The organism is Catellatospora tritici, from assembly GCF_019083965.1.
In the GTDB taxonomy this organism is placed as follows: Bacteria; Actinomycetota; Actinomycetes; order Mycobacteriales; family Micromonosporaceae; genus Catellatospora; species Catellatospora tritici.
Genome location: NZ_JAHRCY010000007.1, coordinates 178,145 through 193,169 on the forward strand (window position 1 = coordinate 178,145; position 15,025 = coordinate 193,169).

Consider the following 15,025-nt stretch of genomic DNA (forward strand, 5'->3'; position numbering starts at 1 on the left):
AGTGGCGTCACCGGGGGTTCCGCGCGCAGTTGACGCAGATGTGAAGCCCCCCATCTCGGGCCTGCTGGCGCTGCTGCTCGCGCTCGGCGGCCTGACCGGCTGCGCCCCAGCCGAACCGGACCTGCCCTGGTGCCCGCGCGACGAGGCCGCGTCCACGCACGCGCCCACCGCGCCACCGAGCCGCGCCAACGCCTGCCGGGCCCGAGCTACCCAACTCCAGCCCGTCCTGGGCACGCCCAGCACCTCCGCCGCACCCGCCCTGCCCGTGCCCAGCCCCGGTTACCACCACCTCGGCGCGACGTCGGCCGGACGCTGGTCGGGCGTGCTCGGCCGGATCGAGGTGCGCGACACCGGCGTCCGCCCCGGCACCACGGACTTCGTCGCCGCCCGGTTCATGGCCAAGTCCGGCGACGGCGGCCCCGACGGCGTGAGCTGGCTGGAGGCCGGATGGACCGAGACCGGCTGGGCCGGGGACGGTCGGCAGCGCGTCTACACCTACGACACCAACACCAGCGCCTGGTCCTTCTACGACCAGTACGCGGTGCTGCCCGGCGAGCGTCTGTGGCTCTATCTCCAGACCGAGGGCGACGCCGACCGGCCGCTCTGGCAGGCCTGGCTGTGGTGGGGCGACTCGTGGCACCTGCTGGCCGAGCAGGCCCTGCCACTGACCGGCCGCGCCCGCATCGAGCAGTACGTCGAGCTGCACGCCGACCCCGCCCGACCCGCCGCCCTCGCCCTGCCGGAGCTGTCCGTCGACAGCGTCCAGCTCAAGGACGGCCCCGCCGGTCCGCTACGCCCCTGGCAGGCCGACGTTGCCACGGCCCCCGGCCTGTCCGCCGACGGCTACTGCCTCCGCTGGCTCCGCCCCTACGACTCCTGGTCCGCCACCACCTGCTGACGACGTAAGGAAGGGCGGGAGTCAGTCGAGGCCGCCGTACGAGTGCAGCCCGGTGAAGAAGATGTTGACCCCGAACAGGTTCATCAGCATCGTCACGAACCCGAGCACGGCGATCCACGCGGTCACCGAGCGCTTCACGCTGGGCGTGGCGCGCGCGTGCAGGTAAGCGGCGTACACCACCCACGAGATGAAGGCCCAGACCTCCTTCGGGTCCCAGCCCCAGTACCGACCCCAGGCCGCCTCGGCCCAGATCGCGCCGGCGGTGACGCCGAAGGTCCAGATCGGGAACGCGAACGCGTGCAGCCGGAACGACAGCCGCTCGACCGCCTCGGCGTTGGCCAGCCGGGCCCCGAAGGCGTAGAGGAAGCCGCGCTTGCCCGCGTCGTAGCCGGAGCGGACCAGGTACATCGCCGAGGCCGCGCCGCCGACCAGGAACAGCGACGAGGAGGTGGCGACCGAGCCGATGTGGACGACGAACCAGTACGAGTCCAGCGCCGGCACCAGCGGTCCGACCGGCGTGTACAGCACCATCCCGGCGACGCCGACCAGCAGCACCTCGACCAGCATCACGAACAGGCCCAGGTGCCGCACCTGCGGATTGCGCCACAGCGTGACCAGCCAGACCGTCACGCCGAGCAGGGTGACCGCGAGCACGTACTCATACATGTTGCCCCACGGCACCCGGCCCGCGGCGAGCGCGCGGGTGACGATGGTGCCGAGGTGGGCCAGCGCGCCGACGGCGGTGATGATGGCGGCGGCGCGGCCGATCAGCTCGGCGTTGATCCGGCGGCGCGGGGCGGCCGGGGCGGGCGGGGCCGCGTATGGGGACTCCACGACGACCGGCGGGCCGCCCGCGCCGACCAGCTCGCGGGCTGGGGCGACGGCGGCCTTGGCGATCACGCCGCGGCCGCCGAAGGAGTACTCGGCGGCGTGCAGCAGCATCGCCACGACGTACGACATGATCGTGACGATGAGGAGGTTGTCGGAGAGCGCAGCCACTTAGCGTCGCCACCTTTCGACCAGCGAGGTGAACTCGTCTTCGAATCCGGGGTATTCGGTGCGTGGCAGGCCCCCGGCCTGCGCCGTGCCGTCGGGGTGCAGCTTCAGCCACACCCGGCGGCGCCGGCCGTACAGCGACAGCGGCAGCCCGACCAGCAGCAGGATCACGCCGACGAGCACGATCTGCTCGCCCGGGTCGTGCCGGATCGACACGGTGATCCACTGACGGGTGCCGACGAACTCCAACTTGCTGCCGTCCGGCAGCGTCCAGGTCTCGCCCTTGCGCAGCAGCTTCGCCTCGCCGTAGCGCTTGAGGCGCCCCGTCTCGATCTGCCGCTTGTCCAGCTCGTAGACCGAGCCGGTGATGCCCGCGTCCAGCCCCAGGTCACCCCGGTACGCGGTGAGCACCAGGACCGGGTTGCGCTCCAGCGGGAAGTCCGACACCAGGTACGGCGCCTTGTCGCGGGTCGGCAGGTAGGTGCCGTCGAACCCGATCTGGGCGCTCTTGTCCCCGCCGTTGGCGTCGGGGAACATCGCCACACCCTGGCTGGTGCGGGTGGCGTCGGTGAACGGGAACGGCGCGACGGTCTCCTGGGTGACGCCCTTGGCGTCGGTGTAGCGGAGCACCGGGGCGTAGCCGTTGCCCAGCAGGTACACGTTCGCCCCGGACAGCCGCAGCGGGTGGTTGACCGAGAACGTGTGGTCGCCCAGGTGACGACCCTGCGAGTCGGTGACGGCCGCGGCGGCGGTGAACGAGATCGGGCTGCCGTTCTCGCGATACTCCGCCTGGAAGTCGGTCAGCTCCAGGCAGAAGTCGGCCAGGTCGGCGGGGCCGACCTGCGGGCCGAGCCCGTACTCGTCGTACTGCTGGAGGGTGTTGCAGAACGCCTGGTCGGGGCCGACCACCACGAGCCGGTTGGCGTGCCAGCCCCACTGCGCGCCGATGCCGACCCCGATCAGGATGACCAGCAGCGAGCTGTGGAACAGCAGGTTCCCGGCTTCCTTGAGGTAGCCCTTCTCGGCGGCCAGGGTGACCGTGCCGTCGGGCCGCTCGCGACGTACCGTGCGCCAGCCCTTGAGCACGGCGCGGGCCGCGGCCTCGTCGGCGACGGCCAGCTCGGCCGACTGCGGCAGCCGCTCCAGCCGCCGCGGGGCGTCCGGCGGCGGGGTACGTAGCGCGCGGGCGTGCTCGGCCAGCCGGGGCGTGATGCAGCCGATCAGGGAGGTGAACAGCAGCAGGTAGATCGCGGCGAACCAGGGCGAGGAGTAGACGTCGAAGCCCCACAGCCGTGCCAGCACCGGCGCCAGGTCCGGGTGGTCGGCGCCGAACTTGGTCACGGCCTCGGCGTTGACCGAGTGCTGCGGCAGGATCGAGCCGGGGATGGCCGCGACGGCGAGCAGGAACAGCAGCACCAGCGCGGTGCGCATGCTGGTCAGCTGCCGCCAGGCGTTGCGGGCCGCGACGAGCGCGGCCACCACGAACCGGGGGGTACGCCCGGACGGCGGCCCCACCCGCACCGTCTCGATCGACTCCTCGACCTCGGTGCTCAAATGCTCACCTCGCCCACGCCGAAGTTGCTCTGCAGCCAGATCACGAAGTCGCCCCACGCACCGCTCATCAGGGCCACGCCGACGGCGATCAGCATCGCCCCGCCGATGCGGGTGACCCAACGCGAGTTGCGCCGGATGAACCCGACCACGCCGCCGAGGCGGCGCATGCCCAGGCCCAGGGCCAGGAACGGGATGCCGATGCCCAGGCAGTACGCCAGGCCGAGGACGACCGCGCGAGCGGTCCCCCCGCTGACACTGGCCAGCATCCCGACCGCACCGAGCGTCGGCGACACGCACGGCGCCCAGCTCAGCGCGAACACCGCACCGAACACCGGCGCGCCCCACAGCCCGGCCTGCGGCAGCCGCTGGATGCGCCACTGCGCGTCCAGGCCCGGGACCACGCCGAGGAAGGCCAGGCCCATGAGCACGATCAGTCCGCCGACGACGGTCTGCAGCAGCCGGTCGTACGTCAGCAGCAGCCGGCCCACCTGCGCCAGCACCAGGGTGGTGGTCAGGAAGACGGCGGCGAAGCCCGCGGTGAACAGCAGCGTCCCGGCGACGACCCGGCCCCGGCGCTTGGTGCCCTGGCCGCTGCGGTCCTCGCCCAGGGTCGCGTCGAGGTCGGCGCCGACCAGGCCGGTGACGTACGACAGGTAGCCGGGCACCAGCGGCAGCACGCACGGCGAAAGGAAGCTGGCCAGCCCGGCCAGGGCCGCGACGGCCACGGCCGCGACCAGCGGCCCGCCGAGGATGACCGAGGCGAAGTCGGTGTTCATCAGGAGGCCTGCTCGGCGGCGATCTCCCGCACGATCGGGGTGAGCTCGGCGACCGTGGTCGCCTTGCGCAGCACCGCCGCGACCCGGCCCTGCCGGTCGATGATCAGCGTGGACGGGGTGGAGGTCGGCGGGATCTCGGTGAACCGCAGCGCCACCCGCCCCGCCGGGTCGAAGATGCTGGGAAAACTGGTCTTGGCGGACTCGAACGCCTTGGCCTTGTCCCGGTCGTCGCGGTTGTTGACCCCCACGAACTCGACCCCGGACGATTTGACGGCCTGGTACACCTGGTCCAGGTCAGCGGCCTCGCGGCGGCACGGCGGGCACCAGCTCGCCCAGAAGTTCAGCACGACCACCTTGCCGCGCTGCGCGGCCAGGTCGTAGCTGCCGCCGGTGAGCAGGTCACCGGTGACCGTGGGCGCGGGCTTGCGGTCGCCCGGCGCGATCCGCAGCACCAGGGCGGTGGCGGGGTCGTCGTCGTTTCCGCCGCAGCCGGTCAGCGCGAGCGCGGCGGCACCGGCGAGGGCGAGCACGGCACGGCGGGAGCGGGGCAGAACGTGGGGAGTCGCTTGGCCCGCCGCTCGAGGGGCGGCGTGCCGGGACGAGCCATGTTCTGGAGCAATCACGCGCCCCATCATGCCCCGCGCCCGGCTCCGGTTCCCAGGTGGGCTGCCGGCTCGGCGTATGTGATCTGCGCCAAGCGGTCGTCGTCGAAGACGAACGAGGTCAGACTGGCCAGGCCGCACTGGCGGCGGCGCGGGTCGTGCCAGAGGCGGCGGCCCTCCAGCGCGGTGCGCAGGGTCCAGATCGGAAGCTGGTGCGACACGCAGACGGCCTCGTGGCCGCGGGCGGCGTCACGGGCGGCGTACAGCGCACGGGTCATCCGTACCGCGATGTCCCGGTATGCCTCGCCCCAGCTGGGCCGGAACGGGTTGCGCAGCACCCGCCAGTTACGTGGATCACGCAGCGCGCCGTCCCCGGCCCCGACCCGCATGCCCTCGAAATAGTTGGCGCTCTCGATCAGGTCGGGATCGGTCGTGATCGGCAGGTTGAACTGCTCGGCCATCGGCTGCGCGGTCTCGATCGCCCGCTCCAGCGGGCTGGAGACGAGGTAGGTCACATCGTGCTCGGCCAGCGCCGACGCGGCGGCCTTGGCCATCTGGCGGCCGAGGTCGGACAGCTGGAAGCCGGGCAGGCGGCCGTACAGGATCTTGGTGGGGTTGTGCACCTCACCGTGGCGCAGCAGGTGGACCGTGGTTCGCATGGCGCAACCCGGTTCAGGCCGCGGCCGCGGCGCGGGCGGCGTGCGGCAGCGCGCGGGCGATGTGGTCCAGCGCTTCCTCGCCGATGGCGCCGGAGACGAACCACGACTCGTACGCGCTCGGCGGCAGGTACACGCCCCGCGCCAGCATGCTGTGGAAGAAGGCCCGGAACGCGCCCACGTCCTGCGTCTTGGCCCCGTCGTAGTCGCGCACCTCGGCGTCGGTGAAGAAGATCGAGAACATGCTGCCCGCGGTGGCGAGCCGGTGCGGCACGCCCGCCTCGGCCAGCGCCTTGCTCGCCAGCTCGCCGATGGTCGCCGCGGTGGCGTCGAGTCGGGCGTAGAGCGCGTCGTCGGCCAGCCGCAGCGTGGCCAGGCCCGCCGCGCAGGCCAGCGGGTTACCCGACAGAGTGCCCGCCTGGTACACCGGACCGGCCGGGGCCAGCCGGGACATGACCTCGGTCCGGCCGCCAAACGCGGCGGCGGGCAGGCCGCCGCCCATGACCTTGCCGAACGTCCACAGGTCGGCGTCGACGGGCTCCAGCCCGTGCCACCCGGAACGGGACACCCGGAAGCCGGTCATCACCTCGTCGACGATGAGCAGCGCGCCGTGCCGGTGTGCGATCTCGGCCAGCCCGGCGTTGAACCCGGGCAGCGGCGCGACCACGCCCATGTTGCCCGCGGCCGCCTCGGTGATGATCGCCGCGATCTCGGCGCCGTACGCGGTGAACGCCTGCTCTACCGCGGCCAGGTCGTTGTACGGCAGCACGATGGTCTCGCTCGCCCCGGCGCCGGTCACCCCCGGCGTGTCCGGCAGCGCCAGCGTGGCCACGCCCGACCCCGCCGCGGCCAGCAGCGCGTCGACGTGTCCGTGGTAGCACCCCGCGAATTTTACGATCTTGGTGCGGCCGGTGAACCCGCGCGCCAGCCGGATCGCCGACATGGTCGCCTCGGTGCCCGAGTTGACCAGGCGGATCTGCTCGGCGGCGGTCCGCCCGACCAGCTCCTCGGCCAGCTCGACCTCGCCCGGGGTGGGCGTGCCGAAGCTGGTGCCCCGGGTCGCGGCGGCCTGGATGGCGGCGACCACCTCGGGGTGGGCGTGGCCAAGCAGCAGCGGACCCCACGAGCAGACCAGGTCGACGTAGCGGCGGCCGTCGGCGTCGAACAGCCAGGGACCCTCACCACGGACCATGAACCGGGGCACGCCACCGACGGCGCGGAACGCCCGCACGGGCGAGTTCACCCCGCCCGGCACGATGGCGGCCGCCCGGTCGAAGAGTTCCTGGGAGGCGGGTGCGTCTGCCGGGTAGTGGTCCACCGGCTCATTCGTGTCGATCACAGCCCACGAATTATGGCACGCGGTACGCCGCCAGCGGCTCGCGCAGGTGCGCCGGGGCGGCCTGCACCACAGCCGAGCCGCCGCGGGCCAGCAGCACCTCACGCAGCGTCTCCAGCACCACGGTGAGCTGGTTGACGGGCAGATCGGCCGGGATCGCGGCCCAGGCGTGCCCGAAGCCGATGCTGCCGCGCACGGGCACCGGCATGCCGACCGCGTCCGCCAGCACGTAGCAGATCGAGTGCAGGTAGCCGTCCGGCACGTGCAGCTTCACCGCGACCTCGTCGGAGCGGAACGGGTAGCGACCCCACCAGACCGGCGGGCGCTGGGCCAGGTGCGCGCGGTCGCCGAGGCGCGCGAGCAGCCGCCGGGTCCGGTCGGCCACGCTGACGTCGGAGCCCTCGAACAGCACGGCCAGGCTGCCGGTGGCGTCGCGCCGAGCCGAGGCCTGGGCGCCGCGCCGGATGCCGGGCAGGTCGAGCTCGATCGCGGTCGGCGCCAGGTGCGCGGCGAGCACCTCGTCGCGCAGCTCGGGCACGCGCAGCGGCTGCTCGACCGGGCACACCACCCAGGCCCCGGCCGGGGGCTGGGGGTAGGTCCGCAGGGTTATGTCGACGATCAGGCTGGCGTGGTGCGGTCGACCCGGGTTCGTCCAGCGCAGGTCGAACACACCGGTGCCGAGCAGCCGGGCCCGGTCGGCCAGGGTGGTGACCGTGCCGTCGGGCAGCACCACGGTGGCGTCGGCGACCTGCACCGCGGGCGGGCCGTATAGGTGGGCCAGCGGGCCGAACTCGGCCGTGGCCAGCACGCCGCCGAAGGTGGCCCGGTCCGTGGGCGGGTCGAGGGCCAGGCGGCGCCCGAACCGGGCCACCGCGTCCTGGGCGGCCGCGACGGACTCGCCCGCGCCGACCGTGATCTGATCGGTGCCGGTGTCGTAGCCGATCCTGGCCAGGCCCGCCGTCTCCACCACGAGGTCCACCGAGGCGGCCGGGTCGGCCCAGGCAAGCTTCGAACCGCCGCCGTACGGCAGCACCGACAGCCCGGACTGGTACGCGCAGCGCATCAGCGCGGCGGCTTCGGACAGGTCGCGTGGGGTGGCGAACCGGCGCACGGTCATGCCGTCGAGCTGGTCACCCGGGCGGACCGGGCACAGCCTCGACAGTTCGTCCACGCCGGACTCCTCACGCACCGGTGCCGTCATCTCACGCTCCAACCGCGATGGTGCCCGTCCATGACTAGTTCACTCCCGCGAAGGCCGGGACGCGATACGCCAGAGAGTCACTTTTCCGCATAGTGGAAAAACTCACTTCTCGGACGCAAACGCAACCTCACGGTTCGAACATGTGTTCGATAGTACGCAACGCGTCCCGGTCCGGCAATCACCGCCGCTGCGCGGCGCCCCCGCCCGGTAGCGTTACCGCCATGACTTCCGATCTCCTCGGCGCGCCGGGCACACCTCCGACCGCGCAGCGGATGGCGAGCACCCGCAGCCACCACGGCGACGACGTCCTCGACGAGTACGCGTGGCTGGAGGTGAAGGAGGATCCCGCCGTCCTCGACTATCTGAAGGCGGAGAACGCCTGGACCGACGCGGCCACCGCGCACCTGTCCGGCCTGCGCGAGACACTCTTCAACGAGATCAAGGGCCGGACACAGGAGACCGACCTGTCGGTCCCGGTCCGCAAGGGCTCGTACTGGTACTACAACCGCACCGAAGAGGGGCGGCAGTACAGCATCTTCTGCCGCCGGGCCGTCGCCGAGGGCGAGACCGCCCCGCCGATCCCCCCGAACGGCGCCCCGCTGGCGGGCGAGGAGATCCTCCTCGACGGCAACGTGCTGGCCGAGGGTCATGACTACTTCTCGCTGGGTACGTACAACATCAGCCCGGACGGGAAGCTGCTGGCGTACTCGACCGACTTCGACGGCAGTGAGCGGTTCACCCTCCGGGTGAAGGACCTGGCCACCGGTGAGCTGCTGCCCGACGAGGTCGCCGACACCTTCTACGGCTCGGCCTGGTCGCTGGACGGCTCGACGCTGTTCTACCTGACCGTCGACGAGGCGTGGCGCCCGCACAAGGTGTGGCGGCACGCGGTCGGCACCACCGGCCCGGATGAGCTGGTGTTCGAGGAGGCCGACGAGCGCTTCTGGATCGGGGTGGAGCTGGGCCGGTCCCAGCGGTTCATCCACATCGACGTGCACAGCAAGGTCACCAGCGAGGTGTGGCTGATCCCGGCCGACCAGCCGGCCAGCGCGCCGCGGGTGGTCAAGCCGCGCGTGCAGGGGCTGGAGTACTCGGTCGAGGCGCAGGGCGACCGGCTGTTGATCCTGCACAACCGCGACGCCGAGGACTTCAGCCTGGCCGAGGCGTCGGTGGACAGCCCGGCGGACTGGCGCGAGCTGATCGCACACGAGCCGGGGGTACGCCTGGACGACGTCGACGCCTTCCACGAGCTGATCGTGGTGTCGCTGCGCCGGGAGGGCCTGACTGGCCTGCGCCTGCTGCCCACCGGCGGCGACCCGGTGGACCTGACGTTCCCCGAGCCGCTGTACACGGTCGGCCTGTCGGTGAACCCCGACTACCACGCCACCCAGCTGCGGCTGGGCTACGCCTCGATGGTCACCCCGGACTCGGTCTACGACTACGACCTGGCCACCGGTGCCCTGCTGCTGCGCAAGCAGAAGCCGGTGCTGCCCGGCCCGTCCGGCGTGCCGTACGACCCGACCCGCTACGAGCAGCACCGGGTGTGGGCGACCGCCGAGGACGGCACCCAGGTGCCGATGTCGGTGGTGTGCCGGGCGGGCACGAAGCTCGACGGCACCAACCCGTGCCTGCTCTACGGCTACGGGTCGTACGAGTCGAGCATGGATCCGTGGTTCTCCATCCCGCGGCTGTCCCTGCTCGACCGGGGCGTGGTCTACGCGGTGGCGCACGTGCGCGGCGGGGGCGAACTGGGTCGCCGCTGGTACGACGAGGGCAAGATGCTGCTCAAGCGCAACACGTTCACCGACTTCGTCGCGTGCGCCCGGCACCTGGCGAACTCGGGCTGGACCAGCGCCGAGCGCATCGTCGCCCGGGGCGGTTCGGCGGGCGGCCTGCTCATGGGCGCGATCGCCAACCTGGCCCCGGACGCGTTCGCCGGGATCGTGGCGCAGGTGCCGTTCGTGGACCCGCTGTCGTCGATCCTCGACCCGTCGCTGCCGCTGACGGTCACCGAGTGGGAGGAGTGGGGCAACCCGCTGGAGTCCCCCGAGGTGTACGCGTACATGAAGGGCTACTCGCCGTACGAGAACGTGGCGGACCTGAAGTACCCGGCCATCCTCGCGGTGACCAGCCTCAACGACACCCGGGTGCGCTACAGCGAGCCCGCCAAGTGGATCGCGAAGCTGCGCGCGACCGCCCCGAACGGCGAGTACCTGCTCAAGACGGAGCTGGGCGCCGGACACGGCGGCCCGTCGGGCCGCTACGACGCGTGGCGGGAGGAGGCGTTCGTGGGCGCCTGGACCCTGGACCGGTTCGGCCTGGCCGGCTGAGCGCCGTACCGCGAAACGAAACGCCCCCTGCCGGTGACCCGGCAGGGGGCGTTTTCGTCACTGCGCTTTTACGCGGCCGAGACGGTCAGGCTCACCGTCGCGGTCGTGGCCTTGCCCCAGCCGTCCGTGACGGTGAGGGTCACCGTGTAGGTGCCCGCCGCCGCGTAGGTGTGCGAGGTGGAGACGGCGGTGCTGGTCGCGGTGCCGTCGCCCCAGTTCCAGAGGTAGGTCCTGGTGTCGGTCGTGTTCGCGTCCGTCGAGCCGGCGCCGGAGAAGTTGCACACCAGCAGCACGCACGACGGGGTGCCGATCACGGCGGTGGGCGCCACGTTGCCCGCGGGCTCCGTGATGGTCACCGGCGTGGTCTTCGTGGCCGTGGCACCGTACTCGTCGGTCACCGTCAGCACCACGTTGAACGTCGCCGCCGAGGTGTACGTCTTCGTGGCGACCGCACCCGAGCCGGAGCCCTGGCCGAAGTTCCACGAGTACGTCAGCGCCGGGGTGTTCTCATCGGTCGAGGTGCGGCCGTCGAAGGTGCAGACGTTCTGCGCGCACGACACGGTGAAGTTGGCCACCGGCGGGTTGTTCGGCGGGACGGTCACGGTCACGTGCACGTCGGCTGTCGGGTTCGTGGCGAACCCGTGCTGGTCGACGCCGCGCACCCGGACGGTGTAGCTGCCGGCCGGGATGACCGGAGTGGTGTACGAGTAGTTCGAGCCGGGCGAGCCAGGCGAGTTGAGGAACGCCGACCGCCAGCTCTCCGCGGTGCTCGTGAACGTGCCGGAGGAGCTCATGTAGCGCCCCAGGCTGTCCACGATCGCCACCTGGGCCTGCGCGATCTGCTGGTCGTCCTCGACCCGGCCGCTGACGAAGATGCGTGCGTCCGTGAACGTCGCGCCCTCGATCGGCGCCATCAGGTTCGCCGTCACCGTCGGCGGAAGGTCACCCGGGAAGATCTGGTAGGTGGCCGTCGCACCGGTGGTGGACGTGTCCTGCTGGCCGGCGTTGTCGTAGGCGTACGCGGTCACGGCGTAGTTGCCCTGGCTGGGCAGGTCCACCGCGAGCGTCCAGGTGGTGCTGGTGCCGTTCGGCGCGGCCAGGACCGCGTCGCGGGTGGCGAACGCGGCGCTCAGCGTGCCGTTGGCCTGCAGGTAGCGGCTGCTGGCGGTCTCCCGCAGCGCGACCTTGACGCTGGCCACGCCCTTGTCGTCGGTCGCCGTGCCGGCCAGGTCGAGGTGCAGCACCTGGCTGACCTGGTTGCCGGTCACGTTGAGCAGGCCGTTCGGCGGGGCGTCACCGGGGATCTGCGCGTTGATCGTGAGCTTGCCCTGGTTGGTGTTGCTGGTCTCCAGGCCCACGTCGTCCACGGCCTTGACCGAGAACGAGTACGTCCCCTGCTTCAGGTTGAACGGCGTGGTCCAAGACCAGTTGGTGCTGGTGGCGTTGAGGTTCAGCGGCGTGACGCGGAACCAGCCCGCCTGCACGTCGGTGCTCCAGGTGCCGTCCGAGGCCAGGTTCTCGCGCGTGGTGCTGTTGCGCAGCTGGATCTCGACGCTGAAGAGGTTCTGGTCGTCGGAGGCCGAGCCGGAGAAGGTGACCGGGCCGCCGGGCGCCAGGGTCAGCGGGGCGGTCGCGGTCGGCGGGTTCATCACCGCGGGGCTGGTGACGTTGACCGACGGCGCGATGCCGGTGGTGCTGACGATCCAGGTGCGGTCGCTGGTGTCCAGCGACGACTGGCCGACGGTGTCGACCGGCACGACCTGCATCTGCCACGGGCCCTCGTACGGGACCTCGACCTCGACCGACCAGGTGGTGTTGGTGCCGCCCACCACGTCCGGGGTGATCCGGAACGAGTTGTAGGTGGCGCCCGCCGAGCCGTCGTCCTGCACGTAGCGGTTGGTGTTGGTGTCGCGCAGCGTGTAGCTGAGCGAGTTGACACCGAAGTCGTCCGTGGCGGTGCCGGTGACCGTGAACGTGGTGGTCATGACCGGGCTCGCCGGGCCGGTGATCGACGCGGACGGCGTGCGGTCGTCGAGGCTGAACGTCTCGAACTTCTTGATCGCCTTGGTCGCGTCGCTGCTGCCGTTGACCGCGAACGCCTTCGCCTGCACCTTGATCGCGTGGTTGCCCGCGACGGTCAGCGGCAGCGACCAGGTCGTGTTGACCGCGTTCGGCGACGCCAGGTTCGTGTTGATCGTGGTTGCCGCACCCCAGGTGACCAGGTCCTTCTGCAGGTACCGGTTGTTGGCGGTGTCGATGATCTCAAGCTGGACGCGCGAGACGCCGCTGGTCGCGGTCGCCGTGCCCTTCAGCGTGAACTGCTGCCCGGCCGGGTAGACGTAACCCTCGACCGGCTCAGTGATCTTCGTGTCGTACGGCGAGGCCGCCGGGATCGTGTTGAAGTCGTAGAAGGCGATCCGGCCGACGTTGTAGCCGCCCTGGGTGGTCGCGTCGCCGCCGGCGAACAGACCGCGCGGGGTGACCAGCATGGCCTTGTTGCCCTCGAACGAGTTCGACCCCGGGTTCCACTCCAGCGCCTTGCCGTTGGTCGGGTCGAGCGCGCCGATGTGGTCGCGGCGGACCACCGCGTCGCCCAGACCGTAACCGCCCAGGCCCTGACCGGTGCCGTAGCCGACGTTGTCCAGACCCGGCCACGGGTCCGGCGCCAGCTGCGACTCGTTCCAGGAGAAGTGGCCGCCGATGTAGACCGCGTTCTCCGCGACCGCCACCGAGTACACCGAGTCGAAGCAGCGCGAGATCCACAGCGGCTGCACGTTGTCGTTGCCCGCGATCGGCAGCGCCACGACCGTGTCGTTGATCGGCGGACGGTCGCCACCGGAGCCGCTGCTCACGACCATGTACTGGTCGTTGGGGGCGATGTCGCCCGCGTACGCCCGCTGGATGCCACCGACGAACTGGAGGTTGTCCTCCCACAGCCGGGTGCGCCAGGGCAGCAGCTGGTTGTTCGTGGTGTTGATCAGGCCCACGCCGTAGCGGTCCTGACCGGCGATCTTGCGGCCGGTGTGCACGACCATCAGCTTGCTGTCGTCGTGCGAGAGCACCAGCGCCTGCACGGTCAGGGCGCCGTCGACGCCGATACCGCCGGACAGGTCGTTGGCGAAGCCGGTGACCACCGCGCCGGTCGACGCATTGACCGCGGCCAGGCCGACCTTCGCCACGTTGTTGATGGTGGTGAACTGCCCGCCGATGTACAGCGTGGTGTTGGTGGCCGCCAGCGAGGTGCCCGCGCCGTTGGCGTTGGCGGTGAAGCCCGCGACCGGCGCGCCCGTGGTCGGGCTGATCGAGGCGACCTTCTTCTTCGACACACCGTTGATGGTGGTGAACCGGCCGGCCACGAACAGCTTGGTGCCGTCGGGCGACGCCTCGATCTCGGTCACGCCGCCGCCGGCGAAGACCGGCTTGAAGGTGGCGTCGACCAGACCCGTGTCGATGTTGTATGCCGCCACGTAGGCCTGGTTGTAGTTGGTCGTGTTCGTCGACGTGTTGTTCCTGATCGACGTGAACGAGCCGGCGATGAAGACCCGGTTGCCGATGTACTCGATGTCCGTGATCTCACCGGTGGTGATCCGCGGCGTGTTCGTCCGCGGAATGTCCGGCACCAGCTTCGTGTGCCCTGGTTTGGGCTGGGCCGCCATGGCGGCCGGGGCGGTGGCGACGTTGAACGCGACCACAGCCAGAACAGGCAGCGCTCCGGCTAAGGAAGCTGCTACGACAGATGCCACGCTCTTGCGCGCGCGCACAGTGACCCCCACACCCCTAGGAATCTTGAAAAAGTCCAGTAAAAACAGGCTCCCCTGGGAAGCCTACGGAGACCCTGTCAGGTCACCGCCCGGTCTGGAATGGCCTCTTCGTTTCTCGGCAATAGCCGACCGGGCTATAACAAGTCGTTAACCGGATGTTCGCGGTGGAAGCGTAGCGGCGACCGGTCCGACCACACCAGACATTCACCGGGTATCACCGCAGCCAGCACCCCCTGCCTAGCGATGATCCACCACGCATTCGGCGAGGTGGGAACCCTCGGCGACAGGCCTGTGTTTCACCGCACACGAGGGGTCCGGTTGGCGACAGATCCCACCGATCCGCCGTATCTGCGCACGCAACGTCACGCACCGGTGACTTCGCGATGCGTCGGCGGCCGTTCCCTGTCAGGAGCGATCGTCGTCCATCTATTGAAGTTTATTTTTACCGATGCTTACTCAAGCGAGCTTTTCGTCATCCCCAGGACAGAGGGTCTCGCATGAACACCCCACTACGCCGCGCGCTGGCGGCCGTGGTGGTCACCATCGCCGGTGTGGCCGCCACCTCGGCGGCACCGGCGGCCGCCGGGTGGCTGGACACCCCGTGGAACGACCAACCGCAGGGCGCCGTCGCCCGGCCCACGATCCAGAACGCGCCCGACGGCCAGAGCAAGGCCGCGCGCTTCTACCTGGCCGGTGGCCAGCAGCGCAACGAGTCACAACCCACCGCGGCCCAGAACATCACCGAGGGCCAGACCCACATCGTTCCAGGGCGGCGCGAGGTGGCACGACTTCTTCGGCGTCACTGGCGAGACCACGCTCTGAACAGCCGTCGGTAGGGTGCGTGCCGCACCCAACCGACGGCCGGCAAAAAAAAGGATTATAGATCTTTTGCCAGACGGCGCTGGGGAGTTACAC

Annotated in this window: 11 protein-coding genes; 3 read left to right on the plus strand and 8 right to left on the minus strand. The window is 70.9% G+C overall.

What is annotated here, in order from left to right:
• The first annotated feature begins 40 nt into the window (after positions 1–40).
• Positions 41–898 (plus strand): hypothetical protein, encoded by an 858-nt coding sequence (locus KUA19_RS17855; RefSeq protein ID WP_308167489.1) that lies wholly within the window; start codon positions 41–43, stop codon positions 896–898.
• Between the two features lie 21 nt (positions 899–919).
• On the opposite strand, the gene ccsB is transcribed toward KUA19_RS17855, so the two are convergent.
• From ccsB to KUA19_RS17890, 7 genes are all read right to left on the minus strand, one after another.
• On the minus strand, positions 920–1,897 hold the full coding sequence (ccsB, locus tag KUA19_RS17860; protein ID WP_217397135.1) for a c-type cytochrome biogenesis protein CcsB: 978 nt from the start codon (positions 1,895–1,897) through the stop codon (positions 920–922).
• Positions 1,898–3,325, minus strand: coding sequence for a cytochrome c biogenesis protein ResB (gene resB, locus KUA19_RS17865; RefSeq protein ID WP_217397360.1), 1,428 nt, complete (start codon positions 3,323–3,325; stop codon positions 1,898–1,900).
• Between the two features lie 119 nt (positions 3,326–3,444).
• Positions 3,445–4,224, minus strand: coding sequence for a cytochrome c biogenesis CcdA family protein (locus tag KUA19_RS17870; RefSeq protein WP_217397136.1), 780 nt, complete (start codon positions 4,222–4,224; stop codon positions 3,445–3,447).
• Complete coding sequence (locus KUA19_RS17875) at positions 4,224–4,754, minus strand: TlpA family protein disulfide reductase (RefSeq protein ID WP_308167490.1); 531 nt, start codon at positions 4,752–4,754, stop codon at positions 4,224–4,226. The genes KUA19_RS17870 and KUA19_RS17875 overlap by 1 nt, the downstream gene beginning before the upstream one ends.
• Positions 4,755–4,855: 101 nt before the next feature.
• Complete coding sequence (locus KUA19_RS17880) at positions 4,856–5,485, minus strand: histidine phosphatase family protein (RefSeq protein ID WP_217397137.1); 630 nt, start codon at positions 5,483–5,485, stop codon at positions 4,856–4,858.
• Positions 5,486–5,498: 13 nt separating this feature from the next.
• Positions 5,499–6,821: a glutamate-1-semialdehyde 2,1-aminomutase gene (hemL, locus tag KUA19_RS17885; RefSeq protein WP_217397138.1), complete on the minus strand. Its 1,323-nt coding sequence runs from the start codon at positions 6,819–6,821 to the stop codon at positions 5,499–5,501.
• A 10-nt stretch (positions 6,822–6,831) separates the two neighbouring features.
• Complete coding sequence (locus KUA19_RS17890) at positions 6,832–8,019, minus strand: FAD-binding oxidoreductase (protein ID WP_217397139.1); 1,188 nt, start codon at positions 8,017–8,019, stop codon at positions 6,832–6,834.
• Positions 8,020–8,240: 221 nt separating this feature from the next.
• On the opposite strand from KUA19_RS17890, the gene KUA19_RS17895 reads away from it, so the two are divergent.
• Positions 8,241–10,349, plus strand: a complete 2,109-nt coding sequence (locus KUA19_RS17895; RefSeq protein ID WP_217397140.1) for a S9 family peptidase — start codon at positions 8,241–8,243, stop codon at positions 10,347–10,349.
• A 68-nt stretch (positions 10,350–10,417) separates the two neighbouring features.
• Here KUA19_RS17895 and KUA19_RS44570 read toward each other — a convergent pair whose 3' ends face one another.
• Complete coding sequence (locus KUA19_RS44570) at positions 10,418–14,041, minus strand: PKD domain-containing protein (RefSeq protein ID WP_217397141.1); 3,624 nt, start codon at positions 14,039–14,041, stop codon at positions 10,418–10,420.
• 566 nt (positions 14,042–14,607) lie between these two features.
• Here KUA19_RS44570 and KUA19_RS17905 point away from each other — a divergent pair.
• Entirely contained in the window at positions 14,608–14,946 is a 339-nt protein-coding gene (locus KUA19_RS17905) for a hypothetical protein (RefSeq protein WP_217397142.1), read from the plus strand.
• Positions 14,947–15,025 lie beyond the last annotated feature (79 nt).